This window comes from Shewanella goraebulensis (assembly GCF_030252245.1).
In the GTDB taxonomy this organism is placed as follows: domain Bacteria; phylum Pseudomonadota; class Gammaproteobacteria; order Enterobacterales; family Shewanellaceae; genus Shewanella; species Shewanella goraebulensis.
The window spans coordinates 977,101-1,002,441 of record NZ_CP126972.1 but is presented as its reverse complement, the minus strand read 5'-3'; the positions used below and the strand labels follow the sequence as shown (position 1 = coordinate 1,002,441).

Sequence of the window (25,341 nt, the reverse complement as noted above, 5' to 3'; positions counted from 1 at the left end):
ATTAGTTTGATACTAACACTCAATTACACCTCAGAATAGGTGCGCAAGCACACATAAAAGATCCATTCTGTGATATTCGGCGTAATACTTTCTAATCAAAACAAGTCGAGGCAGTACTATGGAGTTACGTATTTTTTATGATAGCGCTTGTCCATTGTGTAGCAATGAGATGCAGCAGCTTAAGAAGCACGACCGCCTACACAAAATTGAGCTTGCTGATTTAAACCAAGAAGGCTTCGAGCAAAAGTATCCTCATATCGATCTTGCAGTTGCCAATTCTATTTTGCACGCAGAAACCAATACAGGTGAAATATTACGTGGCCTTGACGTTACCGCCAAAGCTTGGGCATTAACGGGTAAACATAAATGGATACAACTACTGAGGTTACCTTGTATTAAACCCTTTGCCGATGTGGCATATCGTGGCTTTGCCAAAAACCGGTATAAAATATCTTACTTATTAACCGGTCAACAACGCTGCGAAACTGGCAGTTGTAACCTAAAATAATTATGAGTAATTACAATAAGTATGAATAATCTCGTGCTAAAGCCCGTCAATTCTGCCGTAATCATTGGTTCATCTTCCGGCATTGCCAATGCCATCGTTGATGAACTTATTGAGGATGTTGATATAGAGCAGATCATAACCATTAGCCAAAATGAGAACAGTAACCTCAGCGGAAACCACGGCAATGACATCAATCACGTACACAAGGTTTGTAATTATTCAGCGCAAAGCATTGCCAATGTTTGCCAAAATTTATCATCAATCAAAGGCTACTTGGTCAAAGTGTTTATTTGCAATGGCAGACTGCATTCTGTAAATACTGAAGATGAAACCGCAATAAGCCCAGAAAAGCGCTTAGAAGAAATAAATCCTGAATCAATGCAGGCTTTGTTTCACTCAAACGCCATAGTACCCATGCTGTGGTTGCAACAGTTAGCGACTGTGGTTAATAGCAAACAAAATTGTGTTATCAGTGTATTAAGTGCCAGAGTGGGCAGTATTAGTGACAACCATTTAGGTGGGTGGTATAGCTACCGCGCATCAAAAGCTGCCTTGAATATGTTACTTAAAACCACAGCGATTGAATATGCTCGCAGGGCCAAAAACGTCAAACTCATTGCCTTTCATCCAGGTACTACCGATACCGAGCTATCTAAACCTTTTCAAGCAAATGTACCTGAAGGTAAATTATTCACAGCAGGATTTGTCGCTAAACAATTAATGAAGACTCATCAACAACTGGTCTTTGATTGCAAAGCTGAATTTTTAGATTGGCAAGGAAAAACGATTAACTGGTAAATTGGCAATTTGATGATCAAGTAGATAGCAGGCACAAAAAAGCGAAGCTCAAGGCTTCGCTTTTAAAGTTAATAAACCAAGTGTTTATTTAACGAATTCAACACCTAGGTTGATATCGCCTTTTAATGTATCAAGCATTGCATCACGAGCATTCGCTTCAAAAGCACTTACTTCACCGTAAGCTAATACTTTTTCTACGCCGTTTTTACCTAATACTACAGGCTGTGCGAAGAATTCAGCATGTTCGCTGCCGCCATCTACGTATGCACATTCAACAACGTTTGCTTCACCTTGTAGGCCGCGTACTAAAGATAGACCGAAACGGCATGCCGCTTGACCCATTGAAAGTGTCGCACTACCGCCACCCGCTTTAGCTTCAACAACTTCTGTACCAGCATTCTGAATGCGTGTAGTCAGTGCTGCAACTTCTTCATCAGTAAAGCTTACGCCTTCAACCTGTGAAAGAAGTGGAAGAATAGTCACACCACTGTGGCCGCCAATAACGTTAATGTTAACGTCAGCAACGTTTAGACCTTTAAGATCTGCGATGAAAGTTTCAGAGCGGATAACATCCAGTGTAGTCACACCGAATAAACGATTCTTATCGTAAACACCTGCTTTTTTAAGCACTTCTGCAGCGATAGCAACCGTTGTGTTCACTGGGTTTGTGATCACACCTATTAAGGCTTTAGGACAAGTTGCTGCTACTTTTTCAATGAGGTTACGTACGATACCAGCATTGATATTGAAAAGATCTGAACGATCCATACCAGGCTTACGTGCAACACCTGCTGAAATAAGAACAACATCAGCATCAACTAGTGCAGGAGTTGGATCTTCACCTGCAAAACCAGCCACTTCAACGTCTGTTGGGATGTGGCTTAAATCAACAGCAACACCTGGAGTAACAGGAGCAATGTCATACAGAGACAACTTTGAGCCTGCTGGAAGTTGAGTTTTTAATAGTAAAGCTAGGGCCTGGCCAATACCGCCAGCAGCACCAAGTACAGCTACTTTCATAATTATCTCCAATAACGTTCTAGTGTTTGACTTCTAAGTTTATGATTCGCAGTCTGTGACATAGATCATATTTCTTGTGGCGTCACATTACTGCATCAGCGACACAATTTCAATTATCCCTTAGTGGAGTAAAGCAATTAACTTATTCTATGATATGTATATAAATAATCACTGATTTACCCACTTACACTGTAAAGTGAATTTTTATTCACCAATTTAGCTTATTTCTTGACTTGTGTTGTTTATATATTCAAAATGAACCCGTTTTGTGAATATATTGTATTCATTTTAAAAATTACTAATAAGACGAAAAAAATATGCCAGCGACCAAGAATCAGGATGAACTCGTTAGAACGTTTAAGTCGATACTAAAGGAAGAGCGCTTTGGAAGCCAAAGTGAGATAGTTAATGCGCTGCAGGCGGAAGGGTTTGGCAATATCAACCAATCAAAAGTTTCGCGTATGCTAAGCAAGTTCGGTGCTGTTCGTACTCGTAATGCCAAGCAAGAAATGGTGTATTGTTTACCTGCTGAGTTAGGTGTGCCTACTGCAGGTAGCCCAGTCAAAAACTTAGTGTTAGACGTTGATCATAACCAAGCTATGATAGTGGTTCGCACCAGCCCGGGCGCTGCACAGTTAATCGCTCGTTTGCTAGACTCAATAGGTAAGCCTGAAGGAATTTTAGGTACCATTGCCGGAGATGACACAATTTTCATCTGTCCATCTAGCATTAAGACTATTGATGATACGCTTGAAACGGTTAAGTCACTTTTTAACTATAGTGAGTAGCTTTTACGAATAGCTGTTATGAACCATTTTCGTAATTAATACCTGCATGTTTGCGAGTATCAGCCAATAAAAAAGCAATGCCTAGGCATTGCTTTTTTATGTCTCAAATTTATGTGATGGCTTGTGCCATTACAATGAGATTAGTCGTTAGCAAACTGCGCTAAAAAATCTAACGATGGCGCAAAGAATGATGAACCGGTTAATGCTTTAGTGAACTGCATCAAGTGATCATGATTACCGTGACCATCACCATGTACCATGCTACGAAGCATTTCTTCAAAGTGAGTCGGCTTGTTGCAAGTAGAGATAAACATCAAACCTTGCTCTTTTAGCGAACCAAACGGCATACTTTGACGCAAAATCTCCATCGACTTACCATCAGCATCTTTTAGATTAACTCGCTTGATATGGCTGGTTAATGGCTTATCTTCTGATGCATATTCAATATCATCTTGCTTAGTACGACCGATAATATCTTCTTGCTTCTTCTGCGGTAGACGGTTCCATTTACTTAAGTTATGCGCATATTTTTGCACATGAACATAACTACCACCTTTAAATGAGATATCCTCATCTGCCACTAAAGCAACATCTTGACGGCTACGCCCTTTCGGGTTTTCTGTGCCATCGACAAAGCCGGTTAAATCACGGCTGTCCATAAATCTAAAACCGCGTTCTTCTTCGATTAACTCAACTAAACCTTCAAACATTTGGCTGATTTCGTTGGCAACCAAATGTAAGATGTCATAACGATCACAGCGAATATGCATAAACAAATCATATTCTATCGCTGGCGCGTCACGATTACCTTCACTCATAGCAGGAAAAGGACGAAGTTGCGCAGGACGTTGGTCGCCAAAAATGGTGTCCCAATAGTTAGCACCTATTGCGACGAAGCCATTAAAAGCACTGTCTGCATATTGATCTGATAGCTCATAAATATATTGAGCAACATTGGCTAAACAAGGGCGTAGTTGGGCTTCAACGCCGTCATTTACATTGAACATCAAGTAGACGCTATGCAAATTCCCTTCAGCACAAACTCCTAACTGTTCACGAGGCATATTCTGTGTTTCCATTTTGGAATCAATCACCTTTAACAATAATAAGATTAAAATAGTGTAAGGTAATTAAGCAAATTATTCCTTACGCTCTAAGCAATTATTAACCAACTTTGACTTAAATCACTAAAATATCACTAACGGATGCGCCGATACTGATAGGTTAACTTTTTGGCCAAGTGTCAACGTCGTTAATTGACTTCTCACTTCGAGCGTTTGTAACCCTACTTTAACCCAATAATGACAAATTGTACCCAGAAAACGACGCTCAACAATTTCGCCATGTCCTTGAGCGGCAGGTTGTAAGTCAATCTGTTGTGGTCTTAATAACAACTCACCTTGACTATTAAGAGGATGATTAAGGACTGTAGTGCTTTCAATTAACCCTAAAACTGAGGATATCTGTGTCGTACTTTTAATCGTTACCGTAATGTAGTTACCTTCACCCAAAAACTCAGCCACATAACGTTCATTGGGCTCACCATATAACTCTTCAGCTAAACCATGTTGAACAATGCCACCTTGTTTAAAGAGTGCCAATTTATCGGCAAACACAAAGGCTTCATCTTTGCTGTGCGTTACAAAAACCGCACTAACATTGCGCTGTTTGAGAATTTGTCTGATTTCTAACATCATTTCACTGCGCACTTGCGAGTCGATATTAGAAAATGGTTCATCAAGCAATAACAACTCAGGTTGGTAAGCCAGTGCACGAGCAATAGATACCCTTTGCTGCTGCCCCCCCGATAACTCGTGTGGGTAACGTTTACCAAGTCCTTCAAGTTTTACCAATTGCAACATATCATCAAGACGCTCACAGCGCTCTTTATCCGTTAAACCTTTAACGCCAAATAAAATATTGTCACTTACGGTTAAATGAGGAAATAAAGCGTAGTCTTGGAAAATCATCCCTATGCCACGTTTTTCACTTGGTACGAATACGTCATCAGCACTAAGCGTTTGACCATTAATCGCTATACTACCTTCACTGATCGCTTGTAGACCGGCAATTGCACGAAGCAAAGTGGTTTTACCGCAGCCACTAGGGCCTAACAGAGCTACTATTTCACCTTGCTCTAACGTCAGGTTTAACCCATTAAGAATCACCTGTTCTTGGTAGTCACTTTTTACATTTTTAATGGTCAATGTGGACATATTAGCTCTCTTGCTCCAAAGAACGGTTAAGATAAATCAACGGGATAAGTCCAACAAGAACAATCACAATTGCCGCGAGCGCGCCATGTTCAAGTTGCTCATCTGAAACGAATTGGAAGACATGGGTTGCAAGGTTTTCAAAACCAATTGGACGTAATAATAGTGCTGCTGGCAGCTCTTTCATACTTTCAATGAACACTAACAGCGCACCAGCAAAAATACCTTTACGCAATAAAGGTAAATGAACTCGCCATAATAACTGTCTTGGTTTTTGTCCCATGGTAATGCTCGCCATATCTAGTGAAGGCGAAATACGCTTATAACTGTTTTCAATACTGCCAATTGAAATCGCGACAAAACGGACACAAAAAGCAAAAATCAGTGCAAAGACACTACCGGTAAATAGCAAGCCTGGACCACGAGCATCAAAGTAGTCATAGATATCGTTAATAGCGAAATCCAAATAGGTTAGCGGCACTAACACCCCAATGGCTAAAACTGTGCCAGGTATTGCGTAACCAGTACTGCTCAACCTTGAAGGTAAGATGTCACTTTTACGCGGACTAACACGCCTGATAAACATCATCACTAATGCCAGCACAACACAAATAAAACTCACCACAGCTGCAATGTATAAGCTATTAAAGCTGTATTGCCAGAAGCGGCTATTCCAACTCTCGTCGAAGTAGTCGACGGCATAACCCGCAAGCACAGTAAACGGCAGTAAAAAAGCTAGCACAATGAGCAAGCTGCAATAGCCAAATGATAACCATGCTTTAAAGCCTGATAAGTGATAACGATCAGATTCAGTTAAACGTGATTGCTTTTGAAATAACTCTTGTTTGCGGCGAGCGAAACGCTCGAAGCCAACCATAGCGAAAATCACTAATAACATGATGGCTGAGAGTTTAGCTGCTGCGGACAAACTTCCATATCCAAGCCAAGTGTCATATACAGCGGTAGTTAAAGTCGGTACGGCAAAGTAACTCACAGTAGCAAAGTCGGCAGCGGTTTCCATTGCTACCAATGCCATCCCAACAGCCAAAGCAGGCCTTGCCATAGGTAAACCTAGACGCCAAAAGCTTTGCCATGGGCTACAACCCATAATACGTGAGGCATGTAATAAGCTTGAGGATTGCTCCATAAAAGCAGTACGGGCCAACAAATAAATATAAGGAAATAATACCAAGGACAGCATGACTGCTGCGCCGCTTAAACTACGAATATCAGGGAAATAGTAATCTTGAGGGGAAGTCCAACTAAATGCTTGTCTTAAAAAGCGCTGCACAGGCCCTGCATAATCGAGCATGTCAGTATAAACATAAGCAACAATATAGGCTGGCATGGCCAAAGGCAGTAACAGCGCCCATTGGAAATAGCGGCGGCCAGGGAAATCACACCTTGCCACCAACCATGCTGCAGGAACAGCAATAACCAAAGAACCGAGACAGACCTGCAACATCAGCAACAAGCTGTTACTGATATAGGTAGGTAAAACGGTATCAATTAGATGACTAAAAACAGCTTCGTCAGGTAGTGTAGCTTGTACTAAAAGTGCAAAAAGCGGCAATATTAATATTACCGCAATCGCATAACCAGCGAGCGACCAGCTTCTGGTTAAGCCTAAGATCATAAATACTTTCCAGTCAGTGCCCCATGACTACCATGGGGCGAGATAAAGCATCCTTACAGATCAAATTTTACTTCATCAAGTAACTTCACTGCAGCTTGATGGTTTTCTGCTAGCTTGAAGATTGGCAGACTATCAGCTTTGAAGTCTCCCCATGAAGCTACCATGTCAGAAGGTGTTACATCCGCTTTAACTGGATATTCCATGTTAACTTCTGCGTAAGATTTTTGAGCTACATCAGACGATAAAAATTCCATTAATTTTATCGCATTATCTTTGTTTGGTGCAAACTTAGCTAATGCCATTCCTGAAACATTGATGTGAGAGCCACGATTTTTCTGATTAGGGAAGTTAATGTATACCGCTTCAGCCCAGCTTTTTTGCTTAGGATCTGTCATCATTTTACCGAAGTAGTAGCTGTTACCAATAGCAACATCACATAGGCCTTCTTTAACAGCTTTAACTTGAGCGCGGTCATTACCTTGTGGCTTGCGTGCTAAATTAGCTTTTACACCTTCAAGCCATGTTTTCGTTTCAGCTTCACCATGGTGAGCAATCATAGAAGCAACTAATGCGATATTATAAGGGTGCTTGAAGCTACGAGTACAGATTTTACCTTTGTACTCTTCTGACGCTAAATCTTCATAGCTTAAGTCAAGCTTACCTACACGATCTTTAGAAGAGTAAACGTTACGAACACGCATAGTCAGAGCATACCAGTCATTTTCAGGCGAACGATATTGCTCAGGAATATTATTATTGAGAGTGTCGCTATTAACATCAACAACAAGATTTTTATCAACCAGTTCCATTAAGCGAGAAAAATCCGATGTGAGAACCACATCAGCAGGTGAAAGACGACCTTCACGAGCAATACGTTCTGCTATACCGTCTTTAGCAAATACCACATTGACTTTGATACCAGTATCTTTGGTGAATTGCTCTAAAATCGGCTCAACAAGAAAAGCTTGTCGGTATGAATAAACAGTAAGATCATCAGCGGCTGTTGCAGCGATTGAACCCATTGATGACACAGTAGCTAAACCTAACAATGCTAGACTTTTAAACGATTTCATTCCAAATTCTCCTTGGCTTGGCATTACTTAATAATATTGAACAGATTGGTTAAGTAATTGCTTATGGAAATGATAATAATTATCAATTGCGGAAAGGATAATAGATCACTGCTTAAGGAGCAAGTGTTGTTTATGTCTACAACCTAGGTTATTTAGAAAGGTTTACGGTGATTATGATGTTAAAAGCTGTACAGTTTCTATTCCGTACAGCTTTTTAAAGATGGCTACCAATATTTCTCTACGGTAATTTGACCTGGTGCACGACGTAAATTTTTAACTAACCCCTTCTCATTTAATGCCGTTTGCGCATCAGTAATCATACCGGGATTACCACAAATCATAACTTGTGAGTTTTCTGGATTTAATGCAACGCCTGCTGTTTGCTCAAGAATACCACTTTGCAATCCATCAGGAATACGGCATGAAAGGCCACCGTCATAACTTTCACGGGTCACTGAAGGAATAAACACAAATTGGGTGGGAAACTTTTCTTGTAGCGCGGTTAATTCTGGTAAATATGCCAAATCTTCAATCAACCTAACTCCATATACCAACACTACTTTATCAAATCGCTGCCATGGCTCTTCAGTTTCCATCATTGAGATAAAAGGACCAACAGCAGTTCCTGTCGCTAGAAACCATAAATGCGGGCCTTGTAGCGCCCCAGTAGGGATTTCATCTAGTGTCATAAAGCCTGCAGCTTTTGTACTTACTTCAATGCTATCGCCAATGTTAAGCGCTTGCAGATCAGGCGATAACTGACCGTCTTCCACAGCCACAGCTAGCACTTCGACATAATCTTTACCCGGTGGATTAACAACAGAGTAGGCGCGCGCAATACGCTTTTCATCTCGGATCTGGCTTAATTTAATAAACTGTCCAGCAATAAATGGTTCAACATCGGCTTTGATGCGCAGCGAGAATAACTTCTCATTCCATTCAATACGTTCAATGACGGTACCCGTTGTCCACATAAGCTATTCCTTCAATCTTAGATGCATAAATTCACTGTGCTCAGTCTGCTTGCGGCGGAGTTGTATTTTCTTTAAAGGCTTCAAGCCCAGCTTGTATCAAGCTATAAGTTTGCTCAACTCCTGCAGCAATGTCTCCTTCAAGCACCTTTAACCCCGATAGTATCTCGCTTGCTTCTTTAAAGCCTTGATCTATCGCACCTGAAATCTTCTCCATAAAGCTATCTAATTGCTCAGTAAATTCCATTTGGCTATTTTGTTGCTGATGCACTGAAAAAAAGTTAGTCGCAAAACTGACTATACGCTCTGCCGTTGCTTCTGGCGAATAATCCACATCACTCTCAGCTGCTTTCTGTATGGCGTTTTCACCCATTGAAGGCGCAAGTTCAACATTAATTGCATCTATGGCTGCACGATATAATAACGCCATAGATTGATCGCCTGCTGCGATACTGACTTGTTCTTGTGCCGCCAAAATACTGCTATTTTTAAGCTCTCTGCTCACTTGGCTAATTGAAACTTTATCAGTTTGCTGGGATGAAGCACTTTTATCAGCAGAGGTATCATCAGTTAATTGTTGACGATTATTTGCTTTGGCATTTAATTGCGTTGGGTTATATAACTCCATCATCAGCTCCGGTTAAAGTATGTACAATTGAGGATAACTTAGTTATCGACCATAATCTTCAGACCTAAAGTTAAACCCTAAATTTAAAGCATAAAGTTTAGGTCGAATATATTTGCACACATAACACATGCCTTAAATGACCTAGAACAAGCGCATGGGTTCATCCATAATAATGATAGTCAAGAAGTAAACAATTTAGCTACTATCAATCACTAATAAATACGGGTTGCGATAAAGGCCCAAGGAACATTTTTAAGGAACAAAAATGCAACCACATTGGTTTATTGTCGGTTTAGAAATTTTTACAGGATTATTCTTAGCCTGTATTGCGTTTGGTGTTATTGTAATTATTTATATGTATATCGCCGATAAACTTCAAACTAAACAAGCAATTCGTCATAACTACCCTGTGATTGGCCGTTTTCGATACCTGTTCGAAAAGCAAGGCGAATTTTTTAGACAATACTTCTTTGCTCAAGACAGAGAAGAGCTGCCCTTTAATCGCGCTGAACGTAGCTGGATATATCGTGCAGCTAAAAATATCGATCGCACCATTTCTTTCGGCTCAACTCAAGCGCACGATAAAACTGGCACAGTGATGTTTTTGAATGCAGCCTTTCCCAAATACGATTCAGATCAACATAGCGACAAAACAGTCACTATCGGTGCAGAGTGCGAAACTCCATATCAAACATCAACTGTTTGCCATATTTCAGCCATGAGCTTTGGGGCTTTATCTCGCCCTGCTGTCACCGCCTTGTCGCACGGTGCTGCACAAGCGGGTTGCTGGCTAAACACTGGTGAAGGTGGATTAAGTGAGCATCACTTAAAGGGCGATTGTGATTTAGTGTTTCAAATAGGTACTGCTAAATATGGTGTTCGAGATAAAAATGGCAAGTTAGACGATGAAAAGTTAAAAGCAGTTGCGGCTCATGACAATGTGAAGATGTTTGAAATAAAGCTCAGCCAAGGCGCTAAACCCGGTAAGGGAGGTATTTTACCTGGGGTTAAAGTAACAAAAGAGATTGCTGCGATCCGCGGTATTCCAGTTGGGCAAGACTCTATTAGCCCTAATGGCCATGCTGAGTTTAACAATGTGGCAGATATCCTCGATATGATAAATCATGTCCGAGCAGTAACAGGAAAACCCACTGGAATTAAAGCTGTGTTAGGTGACGAGCAATGGTTAATTGATTTATGTGAAGAGATTAATCAGCGGGGAGTTGAACATGCTCCTGACTTTTTTACTCTAGACAGTGCGGAGGGAGGTACTGGCGCTGCGCCACAAGCCTTGATGGATCATGTGGGCTTACCAATTAAAGAAAGCTTACCGATTGTCATTAACCTACTGAGACAAAAAGCCTTAAAGCAAAGGATCAAAGTTATTGCTAGCGGCAAGATGGTTTTACCTTCTCAAGTCGCATGGGCATTAGCCACAGGCGCTGATTTTATCGCATCAGCCCGCGGGAATATGTTTGCGCTAGGCTGTATCCAAGCACTGCAATGCAATAAAGACACCTGCCCTACAGGTATTACCACCCATAACAAGCATCTACAACAAGGATTAGACCCGCGTAATAAATCAGCAAGAGTCGCCAACTATAATCGTTCACTTCATCATGATTTAAAAATTATTGCTCACTCATGCGGTGTCAGTGAACCAAGACAATTAACTCGCCATCACGCAAGAATTGTTACAGAAAGCGGTATTTCTATCTCGTTAGATAAATTTTATCGACAGTATTAATTAAGCGAAATAAACCGCTTACAGGCAAGAATAATTTTAGAGTAAATAGTTAAATTAGTAAAAACTATTAGACCAATTGCTAATGTATTGACAAGCGATTACTTTGGACTATTTTTATAATAGGTGTAAAATTGTGACACAGAGCACATTTAGGGGCTTACTTTGAAAACTGAAAATTCGATTATGACATCCAGCGGGAGTCATAAATCAATGTCACTAACGTGCAGTAACTGCGAAAAACTTTCTGAGATTGAAGGTGAAAAGGTGTGCTTTGAGCAAGGGAAAATCACCCGATTGATTGAAGATGTTAGTAGTACTTCGATGATTACAATGGTCTGCAATAGCTGGTCTAAAAATAGATAAACACAAGATAGATATTCTCAAAAAATATCTTTACACATACGGTAAGCGTATATCAATCCGATTTTTAGGTAACAAAAAAGCAATCATCTGATTGCTTTTTTTATGTGTCTTTTGAGTCACATTAGAATCATTGGATATCTCCATTACAGGGACGGCTTATCCAAAGAAAGTTACACCAAAATATCTGCCGCGCTATCGTCTGCTTTCAATAAACTGTCTTCGCTTTCGTTATCGTTTATTTTTGCAAGTGTTAGCCCACGGGTAGTTACAATCAAACCTGCGCATAATTCATCATAGACAGACTGTAGTTCATCTTGATTCATTTCTCGCTTCTCAAGCGTAGCCATAATTGCAAACCAATCTGTGGTCACTTTATGTTGTGTACCCTCTAAGGCTGCTATTAAAGAAATGTTTTGCACTAACGACCTCCATATTTAGGCTTAATTACCTGATAATTTCCTATTTACCTAAACGATCTCAATCCTTTCCAGGCAATTAAAGTTAATTATACACAAAAACTGCACTATCAAAGAGAGAAAACATCTACAAGCAGCACTTCAAAGTGTGATTGTTTGCTCATTTTGGATTCGCCACAGTTTTGCATACACGCCATTTTGGTCTAATAAGCCCTGATGCGTGCCTTGTTCCGCAATTTTCCCTTGGCTCAAAACCACAATTTTATCTGCATCAATAATGGTCGATAAACGGTGGGCAACCACGAGACTAGTATGTCCTTTTTCAGCTTCTTTCAATGCCGTCAAAATGGCTTGTTCCGATTTACTGTCCAATGAGGACGTCGCTTCATCAAATACTAGAATGGGTGCTGATTTTAAAATAGCTCGAGCAATGGATACCCTTTGCTTCTCCCCACCAGATAATTTTAACCCGCGCTCACCCACTTTGGTTTCCCATTGATTAGGTAAAGATTCAATAAAGTCGGTTAAGTTAGCTAATTTAACAGCTTCTTTGAGCTCATCAACGCTTGCTGAAGGCCTGCCATAAAGAATATTGTTATAAATGGTGTCGTTAAAAAGCACAGTATCTTGCGGCACAATAGCAATAGATTTCCTTAATGCTTGTTGAGTTAGCTGTTTAATATCTTGCCCATCAATTGTCACTGTACCACTGTCAACATCATAAAATCGAAACAGCAATTTAATTAAGGTTGATTTACCTGCACCGCTTTCCCCCACAACAGCCACTTTTTGCCTAGCTGGAATGGTAAAACTGACATCTTTTAATATCGGTCTTTCATCGTAATTAAAGCAAACATGATTAAAAGATAACTCGCCTTTTGTTGGCACCACATCCGATGCATGCGGCGTATCTTGAATGGCTGGCACTTTATCCAATAAACCAAACATGCGCTCAATATTAGCCAAAGCACCACGAATTTCGCGATAAACAAAACCGAGGAAGTTAAGTGGGATAAATAACTGCATCATAAACGCATTAATCAATACAAAGTCACCTAAAGTCATATTAGCCTCAGTAACCTCGTAGGCCGCCAGCCACATCATTGACGTCATCGCTATGGCGATAATCAGCGCTTGACCTGCATTCAAAGCAAATAGAGACAGACGATTTTTGCGTTTAGCCACTTCCCATTGATCTAGCGCAGAGTCATAACGCTCTGATTCATAAAGTTCATTATTAAAATATTTAACGGTCTCATAGTTTAGTAAGCTATCTACTGCACGGGTATTTGATAAAGAGTCTGCATTAGCAGCATCACGAACAAACCCTGTTCGCCACTCTGTTGCCACTACTGAGTAGCCAATATAAGCCACTACGGCAACTAGTGTGATTAGAGCAAAGCCGATACCATAATTAAAAAAGAAAATAATAATAACTAAACTGATTTCGAGTAAGGTTGGTACGATATTGAACACCATAAAACGCATCAAAAAACTGATGCCGCTGGTGCCACGTTCAATGTCTCTTGATAAGCCACCGGTTCTGCGGTCTAAATGAAAGTCGAGATCCAAGCGATGTAAATGCTCAAAAACCGCCAAGCCTAATCGCCTTATTGCGCGTTCAGTAACACGTCCAAACAGCGTATCCCTTATCTCTCCGATAATGACATTTAGAAATCTGACTGAGCCATAGGCGATAACTAATGCAACAGGAACTCCAACTAACGCAGCCGTCTTTTGCCCATCTAAGCTATCGACTAAATCCTTTAAGATGAATGGTAAACCTACGCTGGCAAGCTTGGCGACAATTAGGCATAACATGGCCAATGCAATACGACCTTTGAACTCGAATAGGTAAGGCCACAATAATCTCACGACTTTCCAGTTCAGCTTACCTACTGGTCCATCAAAATACGCCGACGGTCTCATTTATTTCCACCAATTAAAAATTATATTCACTTCAACAAAATAGCCAAGAAGCCTTATTTACAATCATCACATCAACATTAAGTTAACACTTTTTCACTGAGGTAATATTTATTTAAAATCAATAAACGTCGATAAACATTGGTCATACACACATCATTTTTAATGCATTTTAATAGCAAACCGAGCAATAAATAATACTTTAGAATTACTTTTAGCTAATTTAAGTAGTTATAAAGGCTAGTTTTAATAAAATAATTCAATAAATAAGCAAATAATCGCGTGTTTCTAGTTCAGCAACCAAAGAGAATTTGATACTCTTTATTGGATACTTTTTGGCGGATTATACTAGCCATTAACATTTTCCCCGTTCAAAGGAAGCAACATGTTAGACGCAGCAAAAGTTCAGCACCCACCATTACAACTAATACAAACATGGGTATGGATGATGATTGAATCAGGTAACCCTGAACTTCAAGATAAAGGAAGGAACAATCTAATTTCGGCATTTGGAAGCCTAGCTAAAGCCAATGAGTATTTAGCCAATACCAACAAATAAATAAGGCGCTAAATAGCGCCTTATTTTTGCAACTGAATCCGAATATTAGATAGCCTATTGAATTAATGATTAGCCACGTCTTTTGAGTACACTGTCACTCAATGTAGCAAGCAACTTTTCAGTGTCGCTCCAGCCGATACACGCATCTGTAATACTTTGTCCGTAACAAAGCTCTTTTCCGACAACAAGGTCCTGACGGCCTTCTTCAATGTTACTCTCAACCATCACACCAAAAATATTTTGGTTACCTGCACTAATTTGTCCTGCAACATCTTCAGCAACAAGCATCTGCTTTTTATAATCTTTACTACTATTAGCATGACTGAAATCAATCATAATGTTCTTTGGCAGCTTAGCTTTATCTAACTGGGCCTCAATTTTAGTCACGTCACCTTCGCTGTAGTTAGGAGCCTTACCACCACGTAAAATAATATGGCAATCAGAGTTGCCTTTAGTCGATACAATCGCTGAATGACCAAATTTGGTCACAGATAAGAAATGATGCGGGGCACTGGCAGCACCAATTGCATCGATAGCGACTTTGATTGTACCGTCGGTGCCGTTTTTAAATCCAACCGGGCTTGATAAACCCGACGCAAGTTCTCGATGCACTTGTGACTCAGTGGTTCGAGCACCAATTGCTCCCCAACACATCATATCAGCCACATATTGAGGCGTGATCATATCGAGAAACTCACCCGCAGTTGGAATACCTGATTCATTCAAATCAACCAATAACTTACGTGCCGTTCTTAAACCATCATTTAGCTTAAAGCTATTATCCATGTATGGGTCGTTGATTAAGCCTTTCCAGCCCACTGTAGTGCGAGGCTTTTCAAAATAAACACGCATAACAATTTCAAGTTGCTCTTTGTATTGTTCACGCAAGGTTATTAAACGCTTACCATAATCTAAAGCAGCTACAGGATCGTGAATTGAGCAAGGACCAATCACAACCAACAAACGATCATCTTGGCGATTTAAGATACGGTGAATACCATCACGAGCATTAAACACGGTTGCTGATGCCGTTTCTGACGCCGGAAATCGCTCTAAAATAGCGATTGGAGGCAATAGTTCTTTTATCTCATCAATTCTAACGTCATCATTTTGGTAATACATATTTTATACAGCTCCAGCAAACAGTTTATTTATGCCAAACTTAAAGGTTGGCAGTAAAGCATAACGCACAGCTTTATAATTCAAACAGTACCATACAATAATTCACTCAATCTATGGTTTTATCTAATTTATGAGTATAAATCACTGTTAATAAATAACTTTAAAATTAACATTTTAAAATAACTAATAAATTCATTTATTTCGGTTAACCGAGATACTTTCAGGCGTGCTTTGAGACGAAAATAAAAAACCATTTTCAGCGCTATCTGAAAATGGTTTTCTATGTTGAAGCTAATGGATGATGACTAAAAGTGTTAGAACTAATGCCGCATCATGGCTTGAAGCTTCCCTTTGTATCGATTTTGATTCGTTTGATCGATACTTAGATCGAGTGCTTTTTCCATATTCTTCTTCGCTCGTCTTTCATCACCCGTTGCCCAATAGGCACGTGATAATCCAAAATAAAACTCATGACGGTAATCTGCTCTGTCCACAGCACGCTTATACCATACTAATGCCTCTTGATATTGCTTTTCAAAGTAGGCTTGTTGAGCCATATCAAAATAATAAAATGGATTATTAATACGTGCGAGCTCCAGCACTTTATGAACTTGTTGCCACTCCTCTAATCTATCTTGCTCGCCTAGGATGATAGCTAAATTATATAAAGTGGTAATATTTTTAGACTCTAACTGAAGTACATGTCGATAAGCTTTTTCAGCTAACTCATCCATGCCTTTATGACGATAAATCACGGCTAACGTATTAATGCTATTTACATAATAGGGATCCAGTTCAATAGCCCTTTTAGCCAACGCATAAGCAAGATCGTATTGATTTTTAACCAGTGCTTCTGCTGCGACATTATTAAAATACATTCCAGCTAAAGTCTGTTTGTTTATCTGTTTTACTCTATAAGCTCTAACAGATCTTTCAGGTAAAAAATCTACTAATATCTCTGAACCTCTCATACTGAACGTATTCGCTTGGTCACGGTGAAGGAGCTTCATGTTCACGTGACCATTCACTAGATAAAAACCACCTCGCCTATCCCAGATAGGCTCAACATCAATATCTTGATATTTAACAGGTACATCAAGCACATCTGCGATAGCTGTCGACAACACCACCAGCGACATGCAATTTCCAGCACGCTCCTGTGCGGTTACGCTAGCCATTCTGGTGTAATGATCGCGATACTCAAAGCCACCGTTTTGAGCATTGATATATTCTGCTAACCATTTATTGACAGGCATTTTCTCACCAGTGATCCCAGCAGATCGCGCATACTGTCTCCTTATGTCATTTACCATTTCTTCGGGGAGCTCAAATATGGCATCTGTTTCAGGAATGGCAACAGCAGTAAAGTCACTGTCGCTAAAAAGTGAACTGGCTTTCGCGGTATTTTTTGCTTGTGATGTGCTGCTACAACCTGAAATGATGGAAAAAGAGAATAAGAAAATCAACAAATATAAGCTATGGATCAATAACCTAGCAAGCGCTGAAAACCCGCTAAAAATAAATATCGCACTTTCATTTTTTTGTAACATTTTTATGCTCCAGCTAATGCCTTTATTAAGCATAGATGCAAGTGCAAAAAATGAGACACTTAAACGTTACAAAACTTATCTAACAAACAGGTCAAACTATCGCTGTTTTCTTAAAAATGAAGATAAAACTTCAAATTTTTACGACAGAAATTATTGAGTCGATTTTACCTTAGAGTGAATATTAACAGACTAATTAGGTTTATCAGTTGAATGATGGTTAGAAGTATTTTTTGGTTGATCAATTTGAATAAATACCTCTTTGCCCTGATAAGGATAAGGTCGATAAGCATTACCAGAACAGTTAAAGTAATGGTACGGGACAGCTATAGGTAAGCAGCCAAAGGGTAGTGCCTGTAGTATTTGAATTTGCTGCTGCATACGGAGCATTTCTTGCCATTGATGATCTTGCTGAACTTGATCTCTAATCGCAAAAGCATCAAATGGCTCAGAAGCTTTACGCACAACCACTTTACCAGCCTGAGCAGTTTCTGCAGACAAGATCCAAAGCAATCCTGACATACTAATAATAGTAATGAGTTTAGCTAGCTTGTTCATATCAAAGCCCAATTAAATGCTTATACTAGTTTGAGTATAACAAAAAAGCAGAGCACTAAGGCTCTGCTTTTTTTAAGTTATTTCAAACTAAGTCATTTATTATCCAGCTGATTTAATTGAAACAAACTCAGGGTATGCATCAACACCACAATCTGAAGCATCCATTCCGTTATACTCTTCTTCTTCAGTAACACGAATGCCTACAGTCGCTTTCAGTACAAACCAAACAGCGAAAGAAGCAGCGAATACCCAAGCAAAGATAACTGCAGCGCCATATAACTGAGCACCAAAGTTAGCATCAGCATTTGAAAGCGGTACTAGCATTAAGCCTAAGAAGCCACATACACCATGAACAGAAATGGCACCTACTGGGTCATCAATTTTGATACGATCAAAACCAACAATTGAGAAGATAACCACACCACCGGCAACAATACCTGTCACAGCTGCCATCAATAATGAAGGTGATAATGGGTCAGCTGTAATAGCAACCAGACCAGCTAATGCACCATTTAGAATCATAGTTAAATCAGCTTTACCCCAAACAATCTTACAAACGATTAGCGCTGATACTGCGCCAAATGCTGCTGCAGAGTTAGTGTTAACGAAGATTTTTGCAACCGCTGAAGCATTTTCTGCATCAGAAACTAACAACTGTGAACCACCGTTAAAACCAAACCACCCCATCCATAAAATAAACATACCTAACGTAGCCATAGGTAAATTAGAACCAGGAATTGGGTTAACTGAACCGTTAGCGCTATATTTACCTTTACGAGCACCTAATAACAATACACCTGCGATTGCTGCCGCTGCACCTGCCATATGCACAATACCACTACCAGCAAAGTCAACGAAACCGGCTGCAGATAAGAAACCACCACCCCATGTCCAATAACCTTCAATTGGGTAAATAACGGCTGTTAATACCACAGAGAAAAGTAGGAAAGACCAAAGTTTCATTCGTTCAGCAACCGCACCAGATACAATTGACATTGCAGTTGCAACGAAGACGACTTGGAAAAAGAAATCAGATTCTAGCGCATGATCGGCACCGTCTGCTTGTGAACCGATTAGCGAACCAAATGATGGTAACCAACCTGCTTCAACATTATCTACATACATGATGTTGTAACCCACTAACAGGTACATCACACAGGCAATTGAATATAAACATACGTTTTTAGTTAAGATTTCTGTGGTATTTTTTGAGCGAACTAAACCCGCTTCAAGCATGGCAAAACCTGCTGCCATCCACATAACTAATGCACCTGAGATTAGAAAATAAAACGTATCTAATGCGAAACGTAACTCAGTGACTGTAGTTCCTAACGCTGCTAACTCTTCCATTTCAGCCCCCTTATAGTGCTTCGTTATCAAGCTCACCCGTACGAATACGGATTGCTTGTTCAAGATCAGTTACGAAAATTTTGCCATCACCAATCTTGCCTGTATGAGCCGCAGTGGTAATTGCTTCAAGTAATACTTCTAAATTTTCTGCTTTAGTAGCAATTTCTAGTTTTACTTTAGGAAGAAAATCGACTTGATACTCTGCACCACGATAAAGCTCAGTGTGTCCTTTTTGACGACCAAAACCTTTAACTTCAGTTACAGTCATTCCTTCAATGCCCATTCCAGCAATAGCTTCTCGGACATCATCCAATTTAAACGGCTTGATGATAGCGCTGACGAGTTTCATCTCGACCTCCAAAAGTGTGATTGTTATATATTTGTTTACAAATACAATTCAATCATCAGGCCAAACTTGTAAGCTTATGTTTTAAAACAAATAAGATTAAATCAGTCAGAAATAAAGGCATAGAAACGCACCAATAAAGTGCAGCTCGATTTCAGTGCGCACAAGATTAGCGCAGCAGGTTTTGTAAGGTATGGGATTCAAAACAGATTTCAAACTCATGTAAAAATAGCTCCTTATAACCCATAAAAGTCAGCTCTAATTTTTGGCATATGTGCATAATTGGACATAAATAAAACCGTGTAATGAGAATAATGACATCATTAAATAATCGCATTCATAAGGAGTCGAGTTACAAAATAAATGGCGTTAATTTAGGACATAACTACAAAATGGATGGTTAATTGGTCACTAAACACAGTCATGACAAAGTGTACAATTCAGAAGTTAATGCCAATAAAAAAGGCCCTCATTTGAGGACCTTTAAGATGTGATCTTTTTCTAAATATCAACAATATATTGCTAATTCAGATAACTAACTCTATTGACTATAGATTACCAGTTGAAGTTTCTTCAACTGCATCTGTAGGTTCAACAAGCTCAGTACGATCTTCTGCAAGTAAGTCAGCTAACAGACTATCTACTTTAGTTTTATCTACAACATCAGCTTCAGAAGCTGCAATCACTTCATCAGTTTCTACTGCAAGATCTGCTTCTAAATCAGCACTTGTTTCATCAAGCTCTGCTAATAATGCTCCTTGCTCAGTAACCGATGCAGCAACTGCATCATTAGTTACTGATTCAATACCTGAATTAGCATTTGTTCCAGCGGCATCTAATTGCGCTAACGCTGTTTCTGCATCAACTGCTTCTGCGGTACTCGGTGTTAATGCTTCAGCCACTTCTTCAACGATAACTTCTTTAACTGCTGGTTCAGATGTTACGTTTTGAGATGATGTAGAGTTAAATTGAGCCATTAAATCTTCGGTCAATTCAGGCTTCATTACAACAACGCCTGCTGCAGCAGCTAATACAACTCCAGCAACGACAAACTTAGCACCTGAACCGGATTTTTTCTCTTGCGCTTTTTCAGCTGCAGCTTTAGCCGCTAACTGCGCTTGAGGGTTTGGTTGAGGCTTAATTTCAAGTTTTGATTTTGGCTTTGGTGCTGTTTCAGCTTCAGTATTTTGCACAGGAGCTGCTTTTCGTTCTGGCGTTGGCGCAGTTCTGGGCTCAGCCTTGATAACAGGTTCAGTCATTTGAATGTCAGCGTCTAAATTATCCCTGATATCAGATATTGGCTCTGGCTTTACTTCTGGTTTAATCTCAGTTTTTACCTGAGGAGTGTCAACAGCAATGTTAGAAATAGGCTCTGCCATTACATTAACATTACTCACTTTTGCAGCCTGAGCTATCGGCGCCTCTGCAATAGGCGCTTCAGCCTTTGGGGAGGCGTACGCCGGTTCATCATTAAATGGTGCACTATAGGCAGCAACAGATTGTTCGTCCGCCGCTAATTCAGGTAAAACACCTTGCTCAGGTCCTTTTGTTCTAGCACCTAAGAATTGCCCGCCATCATAGATTTCCATCTTATGGCTTGAAACATCACCTTCAACTACACCAGAGCTTACGATGACGAGACTGTTACAGTGCAAAGAACCTTTAAATACACCACAAACTCGTAATTCTTGACAGTAAAGCTCACCGTCAATTTCGCCACCTACTTCAATTTTAACTTGGTCTGTTGAACGAATAACACCTTTGACTTGACCAGCAATCAAAGCAGGCCCCTTTACTGTCATTTCCCCATCCAGTGAAGTTTCGGGACCAATAAAAGTTACCCCGTTTCCTTTGTTATTCATACCCAGCAGTATCCTTTTTATTATAAATTTTCGACTTATAGTAAACTAACTAAATAAAAACAACAATAACATTACATTTACAATCCATTCACTTACCAATCAGTGCAAATTAATCTAATCCATTAATAACTTCAGTGTTTTCTAATTATATGTAATAATCTGTATCTGCTAGATTTGCAGACTATTGTTAAGGACTTCAATAGTTGATTGTTATAAACAAGGACGTAAGATGATTTTATCGGATATTTTCTTAGGTGATATTCCTGAGCCTTTGACGCAACAACTCTGTCAAATTACTGAACTACTCAAATGTAATACCATCAGCCATGACCCACTTGATTTCCATTGGCAACATGCTGATCAGCACAAAAAAATTCTCCTACACTTTGTTGATGATCCGAAACAGCATATACCTAATTTGTCTACCGAGCTTATCTCTGAAGGTAAACATTTGGCTTTTTGCACTAAGCTAAATTCAGATACTGAAACTTTATTGATTGCTAATGGATTTCACGGCGGATTAGCTATAAGCGCATCGATTATCGAAATCATCGAAGCATTAAAGAATATCGATAATAACAAGCTCTACTTCAGCCACGACTCAATGTCGCATTATATACAATCTCGTAATCGCCAACCTATCACCCAACGTCAAACAGAACTACTTTCGTTAACAACCAAGAAAGAACAGCAAGTGTTATCGTTAGTTTGTCAGGGCTTGTCGAATGAGCAAATTGCTGCAAATTTAAGTATCTCAATCAATACCGTTAAAATGCATATTCAAAATATTTTCAAAAAAACCAATGTTTCAAGCCGAGGTCAGCTGTTTTATGTATTTACTCAAGTGTAAATTTATAACCGATAAGAGAATTCAATTGCGACTTTAAGCAGAATTAATTGCTGATATACTTTCAATACTAATCCAACTAAGTTATTGAGTGACTGCAGCGTGACGACTGATTTATTACACTTTTATCGCGCTAAAATAGTGCAATCGCAATCCAATGAGTTAACTTCATCAAGCCAAGTATTCGTTGACGATCCCGATCAAAATCAAGCCCTCACCACACTTAACCAGCTATTTATCCAACTCAATAAACAACAAGGTGCAGAGCATATATCGGAAACGGAACAACCAACTAATCAATCACCTCAAACATTAGGCGTTTACCTTTGGGGGGATGTTGGCCGCGGTAAGACCTTCTTGATGGACATGTTTTATAGCAACCTAAATACCAATCGCAAGTTACGGTTGCACTTTCATCGCTTTATGGCAGAGGTACATCAGCAGCTCAATACAGCCAAGGGGATAAGCGATCCTTTAGTTCATATCGCACATTTATACGCTGACAAATACCAAGTTATTTGTTTCGATGAGTTTTTTGTATCAGATATTGGTGACGCCATTATTCTAGGGCGGCTATTCGAACATATATTTAACCAAGGGGTTATTTTAGTCGCCACCTCGAATATTGAAGTCAATCGACTTTATGAAGGCGGGTTGCAACGTGAGCGTTTCTTACCTTTTATTGAACTCTTAACGAAAAAAGTTCATCAAGTTGAACTCAAAGGGCTAACTGATCATCGTATAAACCAGCAATCCATTACACCACTTTCTGTACAACTCTCCCTTCAGCCATTAATGAAGCAGCAAAGCTTTATTGAACTAGCAGGTTTATATTACCCCCACGAAGCTGCAGTTTGCACTACACATGACACCATCATCATTTGTAATCGAGCTATTGAATATCAAGCTCGTGTGAATAAGCTCATTTGGTTCAACTTCAAAGATTTATGTGATGGGCCTAGGTCTCAGTTAGACTACATCGAAATCGCCAGCTTATTTGAACATGTTGTCATTGATAAGGTGCCACAACTGGGTGGTGAAGTGAGAACTTGGATTAAAGCTCGGGGAACAGAAGATGCAGCTATTGGCAATAAAACTGGCGAACGCCAGCTCAGTTATGCCACTAATGATGATCCTGCAAGACGCTTTATCAGCCTGGTAGACGAGCTTTACGATCAGAAAGTATCTCTGACTGTTTGCTCAAGCTTTAATATCAATCAGTTGTACTCTGGCGGCGCACTGTCATTTGAGTTTCGCAGGACCATAAGTCGCTTAATAGAAATGAAACGCTGGAATAAAGCGTTAAAATAAATTAGCCCAACAATAAAAGTCGTGTAAACACCTAGCACGCTAGGATTAAGGTTTAAGCTTTAAATGCTTAATAAAATCTTCAGCGGCACTAAATATGCCTTATGAGCCTATTGAACAGTATGCTTAATGACTTCACTGAAGCGACGCATAAAGTTTTCAAAGGCTTCATTATCTGGGTAGTCAAATTGGTATTTATTATGGAAATAGATATTGAGCGAAGTGCGCCCGTCACTAAGTGTAATCGTATATCCATCATAACCCGTTTCAGCATGTAAACCGCAAAGTTGATAAGTCGAGTTATATCCGCTTTCACTAGAATGTTTTTCACCAAACTCAGTTATTTTATTAAACACTTTAAGTGCTTGATAAATATCTATGGCATTTTTCATGGGACGACTCCTGACTGATTGCAGACAAATGAAAGCGAATGTGGTTAATCAGATAATTTAGTAATCTTAACTTACGCCTGAAGCGGCTTTTAGGATCATATAATTATAGTACATAGAGTCTAGGTGAGCGGTAAAAGATAACAGTGATAAAGCGCCAATAATTGCCAACAAAATGCTCAGATTATGTATCAAATTGCTTCAGCGAGCGTCGTGATGTCTCGCTTTCACTTGGTACATTTCTCGATCTGCTAAATCTAAATATTGAGTAACATCTAACTTTTGTTTTGCTTTTCTCGACGCAACACCCACACTATAGGCCAACTCAAAAGGTTCATTGCTGGCGTCATTGTGTTTTTTAAGCGCTCGTTGAAACCGTTCAAGTGCAAAAGTGACATGACCTTCATTACACTCACAAAATAACACTAAGAATTCATCACCACCAAAACGGGCAATAACATCTGAATCTCTAAACTCTTGAGTTAAAAGATTAGCGAACGCCTTTAGCGCTCTATCGCCGGCTTCATGACCATGATTATCATTAATTTGTTTGAAGTAATCCAAATCAAAAAATACCAGGCAGCTGCCAACCTCATTTCGATCCCAAGTTGCCATCGCTTGATTGGCTAATACTTCAAAACCGCGACGGTTAGAAATACCTGTCAGCTCATCTAAAGTGGTTTGCTGTATTGAAACAAGTTCAGAGACCACCATTTCAGCTAAATCTTGTAGTGCAATTTTATCATCTTGACTAAATTCACGAGGCTTATCGTCGATGATACATAAAGTTCCAACACGCATACCATTAGGCATAGTCAAAGGATGGCCTGTGTAAAAGCGAATATGGGGTGCTTCTGTCACTAATGGATTATCTGAAAAGCGTTCATCCTTTGTAGCATCATTGACAACAAAGGCACCTTCATGATGAATAGCATGACCACAAAAAGAAATATCCCGAGGAGTTTCACTGGCTACCAAGCCTTGGCAAGATTTAAACCATTGGCGGTTTTCATCTACCAAACTAACTAGGCAAATTGATACTGAAAATAGTCTCTTTGCTAAACGAGTAATACGATCAAAGCGCTCTTCTGCTGCGGTATCTAATACGTTTAAATTCCGCAGAGTTTGTAAGCGCGCTTCTTCATTGTCGTGTATTGGTGCAATTAACATATTTCCAGCCCAAAGTTACTAAGAATCATTTTCTATTTTTATTATTAACAATAACTTATAAAAATATCAATTGTATAAGTTGCTGATTATCATTCAGCGTAGCAGCTTTACATTAACTCTGCCGACAATGTCTGCATTTATCTTTAAAAATAATTTGATTGCCTAAGTCACAATTAGGACATTTGACACGAAGCGG

Annotated in this window: 24 protein-coding genes; 7 read left to right on the top strand and 17 right to left on the bottom strand. The window is 39.6% G+C overall.

The features are described from left to right. Window positions 1-118 precede the first annotated feature (118 nt). Both QPX86_RS04145 and QPX86_RS04140 read left to right on the top strand, forming a co-directional pair. Window positions 119-508: a thiol-disulfide oxidoreductase DCC family protein gene (locus QPX86_RS04145; RefSeq protein WP_220753466.1), complete on the top strand. Its 390-nt coding sequence runs from the start codon at window positions 119-121 to the stop codon at window positions 506-508. 33 nt (window positions 509-541) lie between these two features. Next, on the top strand, window positions 542-1,306 hold the full coding sequence (locus QPX86_RS04140) for an SDR family NAD(P)-dependent oxidoreductase (RefSeq protein ID WP_285164337.1): 765 nt from the start codon (window positions 542-544) through the stop codon (window positions 1,304-1,306). Between the two features lie 84 nt (window positions 1,307-1,390). Here QPX86_RS04140 and mdh read toward each other — a convergent pair whose 3' ends face one another. Next, window positions 1,391-2,326 carry a malate dehydrogenase gene (gene mdh, locus QPX86_RS04135; RefSeq protein ID WP_220753464.1) on the bottom strand — a complete coding sequence of 312 codons (936 nt, stop codon included), beginning with the start codon at window positions 2,324-2,326 and terminating at the stop codon, window positions 1,391-1,393. 317 nt (window positions 2,327-2,643) lie between these two features. On the opposite strand from mdh, the gene argR reads away from it, so the two are divergent. Next, the gene (gene argR, locus QPX86_RS04130; protein ID WP_153912722.1) at window positions 2,644-3,114 is read left to right on the top strand and encodes a transcriptional regulator ArgR; all 471 of its coding nucleotides are present in this window, start codon (window positions 2,644-2,646) and stop codon (window positions 3,112-3,114) included. A 140-nt stretch (window positions 3,115-3,254) separates the two neighbouring features. Here argR and QPX86_RS04125 read toward each other — a convergent pair whose 3' ends face one another. The 6 genes from QPX86_RS04125 to QPX86_RS04100 form a co-directional block, all read right to left on the bottom strand. Next, window positions 3,255-4,193: a Dyp-type peroxidase gene (locus QPX86_RS04125; RefSeq protein ID WP_220753463.1), complete on the bottom strand. Its 939-nt coding sequence runs from the start codon at window positions 4,191-4,193 to the stop codon at window positions 3,255-3,257. Window positions 4,194-4,301: 108 nt separating this feature from the next. After that, window positions 4,302-5,330 (bottom strand): ABC transporter ATP-binding protein, encoded by a 1,029-nt coding sequence (locus QPX86_RS04120; RefSeq protein WP_220753462.1) that lies wholly within the window; start codon window positions 5,328-5,330, stop codon window positions 4,302-4,304. Window position 5,331: 1 nt separating this feature from the next. Further along, entirely contained in the window at window positions 5,332-6,963 is a 1,632-nt protein-coding gene (locus QPX86_RS04115; protein ID WP_220753461.1) for an ABC transporter permease, read from the bottom strand. Window positions 6,964-7,016: 53 nt separating this feature from the next. Then, on the bottom strand, window positions 7,017-8,036 hold the full coding sequence (locus QPX86_RS04110) for a Fe(3+) ABC transporter substrate-binding protein (RefSeq protein ID WP_285164330.1): 1,020 nt from the start codon (window positions 8,034-8,036) through the stop codon (window positions 7,017-7,019). Window positions 8,037-8,260: 224 nt separating this feature from the next. Beyond that, entirely contained in the window at window positions 8,261-9,010 is a 750-nt protein-coding gene (locus tag QPX86_RS04105) for a ferredoxin--NADP reductase (RefSeq protein WP_220753459.1), read from the bottom strand. A 40-nt stretch (window positions 9,011-9,050) separates the two neighbouring features. Next, the gene (locus QPX86_RS04100; protein ID WP_220753458.1) at window positions 9,051-9,635 is read right to left on the bottom strand and encodes a DUF5610 domain-containing protein; all 585 of its coding nucleotides are present in this window, start codon (window positions 9,633-9,635) and stop codon (window positions 9,051-9,053) included. Window positions 9,636-9,900: 265 nt separating this feature from the next. Between QPX86_RS04100 and QPX86_RS04095 the strand changes: the two genes are divergently transcribed. After that, window positions 9,901-11,382 (top strand): FMN-binding glutamate synthase family protein, encoded by a 1,482-nt coding sequence (locus QPX86_RS04095; RefSeq protein ID WP_285164327.1) that lies wholly within the window; start codon window positions 9,901-9,903, stop codon window positions 11,380-11,382. 533 nt (window positions 11,383-11,915) lie between these two features. Here QPX86_RS04095 and QPX86_RS04090 read toward each other — a convergent pair. Next, window positions 11,916-12,164 carry a hypothetical protein gene (locus QPX86_RS04090; RefSeq protein ID WP_153912714.1) on the bottom strand — a complete coding sequence of 83 codons (249 nt, stop codon included), beginning with the start codon at window positions 12,162-12,164 and terminating at the stop codon, window positions 11,916-11,918. A 138-nt stretch (window positions 12,165-12,302) separates the two neighbouring features. Further along, window positions 12,303-14,090: an ABCB family ABC transporter ATP-binding protein/permease gene (locus QPX86_RS04085; RefSeq protein ID WP_220753456.1), complete on the bottom strand. Its 1,788-nt coding sequence runs from the start codon at window positions 14,088-14,090 to the stop codon at window positions 12,303-12,305. Window positions 14,091-14,472: 382 nt separating this feature from the next. Here QPX86_RS04085 and QPX86_RS04080 point away from each other — a divergent pair, with 382 nt between their 5' ends. Beyond that, a complete protein-coding gene (locus tag QPX86_RS04080; RefSeq protein ID WP_102528249.1) occupies window positions 14,473-14,646 on the top strand; it encodes a hypothetical protein in 174 nt (57 codons plus the stop codon). Window positions 14,647-14,715: 69 nt separating this feature from the next. Here QPX86_RS04080 and aroG read toward each other — a convergent pair whose 3' ends face one another. From aroG to QPX86_RS04050, 6 genes are all read right to left on the bottom strand, one after another. Then, on the bottom strand, window positions 14,716-15,768 hold the full coding sequence (gene aroG, locus QPX86_RS04075) for a 3-deoxy-7-phosphoheptulonate synthase AroG (protein WP_220753455.1): 1,053 nt from the start codon (window positions 15,766-15,768) through the stop codon (window positions 14,716-14,718). Window positions 15,769-16,088: 320 nt separating this feature from the next. Continuing rightward, the gene (locus QPX86_RS04070; RefSeq protein WP_285164324.1) at window positions 16,089-17,318 is read right to left on the bottom strand and encodes a tetratricopeptide repeat protein; all 1,230 of its coding nucleotides are present in this window, start codon (window positions 17,316-17,318) and stop codon (window positions 16,089-16,091) included. 189 nt (window positions 17,319-17,507) lie between these two features. Then, window positions 17,508-17,873, bottom strand: coding sequence for a hypothetical protein (locus tag QPX86_RS04065; RefSeq protein ID WP_285164321.1), 366 nt, complete (start codon window positions 17,871-17,873; stop codon window positions 17,508-17,510). A gap of 99 nt (window positions 17,874-17,972) precedes the next feature. Further along, entirely contained in the window at window positions 17,973-19,223 is a 1,251-nt protein-coding gene (locus tag QPX86_RS04060) for an ammonium transporter (protein ID WP_220753453.1), read from the bottom strand. Between the two features lie 10 nt (window positions 19,224-19,233). Beyond that, window positions 19,234-19,572, bottom strand: coding sequence for a P-II family nitrogen regulator (locus QPX86_RS04055; RefSeq protein WP_220753452.1), 339 nt, complete (start codon window positions 19,570-19,572; stop codon window positions 19,234-19,236). A gap of 545 nt (window positions 19,573-20,117) precedes the next feature. Then, on the bottom strand, window positions 20,118-21,431 hold the full coding sequence (locus QPX86_RS04050; protein ID WP_285164319.1) for a polymer-forming cytoskeletal protein: 1,314 nt from the start codon (window positions 21,429-21,431) through the stop codon (window positions 20,118-20,120). Between the two features lie 229 nt (window positions 21,432-21,660). On the opposite strand from QPX86_RS04050, the gene QPX86_RS04045 reads away from it, so the two are divergent. Then, window positions 21,661-22,281 (top strand): helix-turn-helix domain-containing protein, encoded by a 621-nt coding sequence (locus QPX86_RS04045; RefSeq protein ID WP_220753450.1) that lies wholly within the window; start codon window positions 21,661-21,663, stop codon window positions 22,279-22,281. A gap of 99 nt (window positions 22,282-22,380) precedes the next feature. Beyond that, a complete protein-coding gene (gene zapE, locus QPX86_RS04040) occupies window positions 22,381-23,589 on the top strand; it encodes a cell division protein ZapE (protein ID WP_285164316.1) in 1,209 nt (402 codons plus the stop codon). 107 nt (window positions 23,590-23,696) lie between these two features. On the opposite strand, the gene QPX86_RS04035 is transcribed toward zapE, so the two are convergent. Together QPX86_RS04035 and QPX86_RS04030 are read right to left on the bottom strand one after the other, a co-directional pair. Further along, the gene (locus tag QPX86_RS04035) at window positions 23,697-23,978 is read right to left on the bottom strand and encodes a DUF3081 family protein (RefSeq protein WP_220753449.1); all 282 of its coding nucleotides are present in this window, start codon (window positions 23,976-23,978) and stop codon (window positions 23,697-23,699) included. Between the two features lie 198 nt (window positions 23,979-24,176). After that, window positions 24,177-25,145: a sensor domain-containing diguanylate cyclase gene (locus QPX86_RS04030; protein ID WP_285164314.1), complete on the bottom strand. Its 969-nt coding sequence runs from the start codon at window positions 25,143-25,145 to the stop codon at window positions 24,177-24,179. Window positions 25,146-25,341: the final 196 nt, after the last annotated feature.

Coding starts and splice junctions, on each gene's coding strand:
- QPX86_RS04145 (WP_220753466.1), top strand. CDS start 119: ATGGAGTTACGTATTTTTTATGATAGCGCTTGTCCATTGTGTAGCAAT.
- mdh (WP_220753464.1), bottom strand. CDS start 2,326: ATGAAAGTAGCTGTACTTGGTGCTGCTGGCGGTATTGGCCAGGCCCTA.
- argR (WP_153912722.1), top strand. CDS start 2,644: ATGCCAGCGACCAAGAATCAGGATGAACTCGTTAGAACGTTTAAGTCG.
- QPX86_RS04125 (WP_220753463.1), bottom strand. CDS start 4,193: ATGGAAACACAGAATATGCCTCGTGAACAGTTAGGAGTTTGTGCTGAA.
- QPX86_RS04120 (WP_220753462.1), bottom strand. CDS start 5,330: ATGTCCACATTGACCATTAAAAATGTAAAAAGTGACTACCAAGAACAG.
- QPX86_RS04115 (WP_220753461.1), bottom strand. CDS start 6,963: ATGATCTTAGGCTTAACCAGAAGCTGGTCGCTCGCTGGTTATGCGATT.
- QPX86_RS04110 (WP_285164330.1), bottom strand. CDS start 8,036: ATGAAATCGTTTAAAAGTCTAGCATTGTTAGGTTTAGCTACTGTGTCA.
- QPX86_RS04105 (WP_220753459.1), bottom strand. CDS start 9,010: ATGTGGACAACGGGTACCGTCATTGAACGTATTGAATGGAATGAGAAG.
- QPX86_RS04100 (WP_220753458.1), bottom strand. CDS start 9,635: ATGGAGTTATATAACCCAACGCAATTAAATGCCAAAGCAAATAATCGT.
- QPX86_RS04095 (WP_285164327.1), top strand. CDS start 9,901: ATGCAACCACATTGGTTTATTGTCGGTTTAGAAATTTTTACAGGATTA.
- QPX86_RS04085 (WP_220753456.1), bottom strand. CDS start 14,090: ATGAGACCGTCGGCGTATTTTGATGGACCAGTAGGTAAGCTGAACTGG.
- QPX86_RS04080 (WP_102528249.1), top strand. CDS start 14,473: ATGTTAGACGCAGCAAAAGTTCAGCACCCACCATTACAACTAATACAA.
- aroG (WP_220753455.1), bottom strand. CDS start 15,768: ATGTATTACCAAAATGATGACGTTAGAATTGATGAGATAAAAGAACTA.
- QPX86_RS04070 (WP_285164324.1), bottom strand. CDS start 17,318: ATGTTACAAAAAAATGAAAGTGCGATATTTATTTTTAGCGGGTTTTCA.
- QPX86_RS04065 (WP_285164321.1), bottom strand. CDS start 17,873: ATGAACAAGCTAGCTAAACTCATTACTATTATTAGTATGTCAGGATTG.
- QPX86_RS04060 (WP_220753453.1), bottom strand. CDS start 19,223: ATGGAAGAGTTAGCAGCGTTAGGAACTACAGTCACTGAGTTACGTTTC.
- QPX86_RS04055 (WP_220753452.1), bottom strand. CDS start 19,572: ATGAAACTCGTCAGCGCTATCATCAAGCCGTTTAAATTGGATGATGTC.
- QPX86_RS04050 (WP_285164319.1), bottom strand. CDS start 21,431: ATGAATAACAAAGGAAACGGGGTAACTTTTATTGGTCCCGAAACTTCA.
- QPX86_RS04045 (WP_220753450.1), top strand. CDS start 21,661: ATGATTTTATCGGATATTTTCTTAGGTGATATTCCTGAGCCTTTGACG.
- QPX86_RS04035 (WP_220753449.1), bottom strand. CDS start 23,978: ATGAAAAATGCCATAGATATTTATCAAGCACTTAAAGTGTTTAATAAA.
- QPX86_RS04030 (WP_285164314.1), bottom strand. CDS start 25,145: ATGTTAATTGCACCAATACACGACAATGAAGAAGCGCGCTTACAAACT.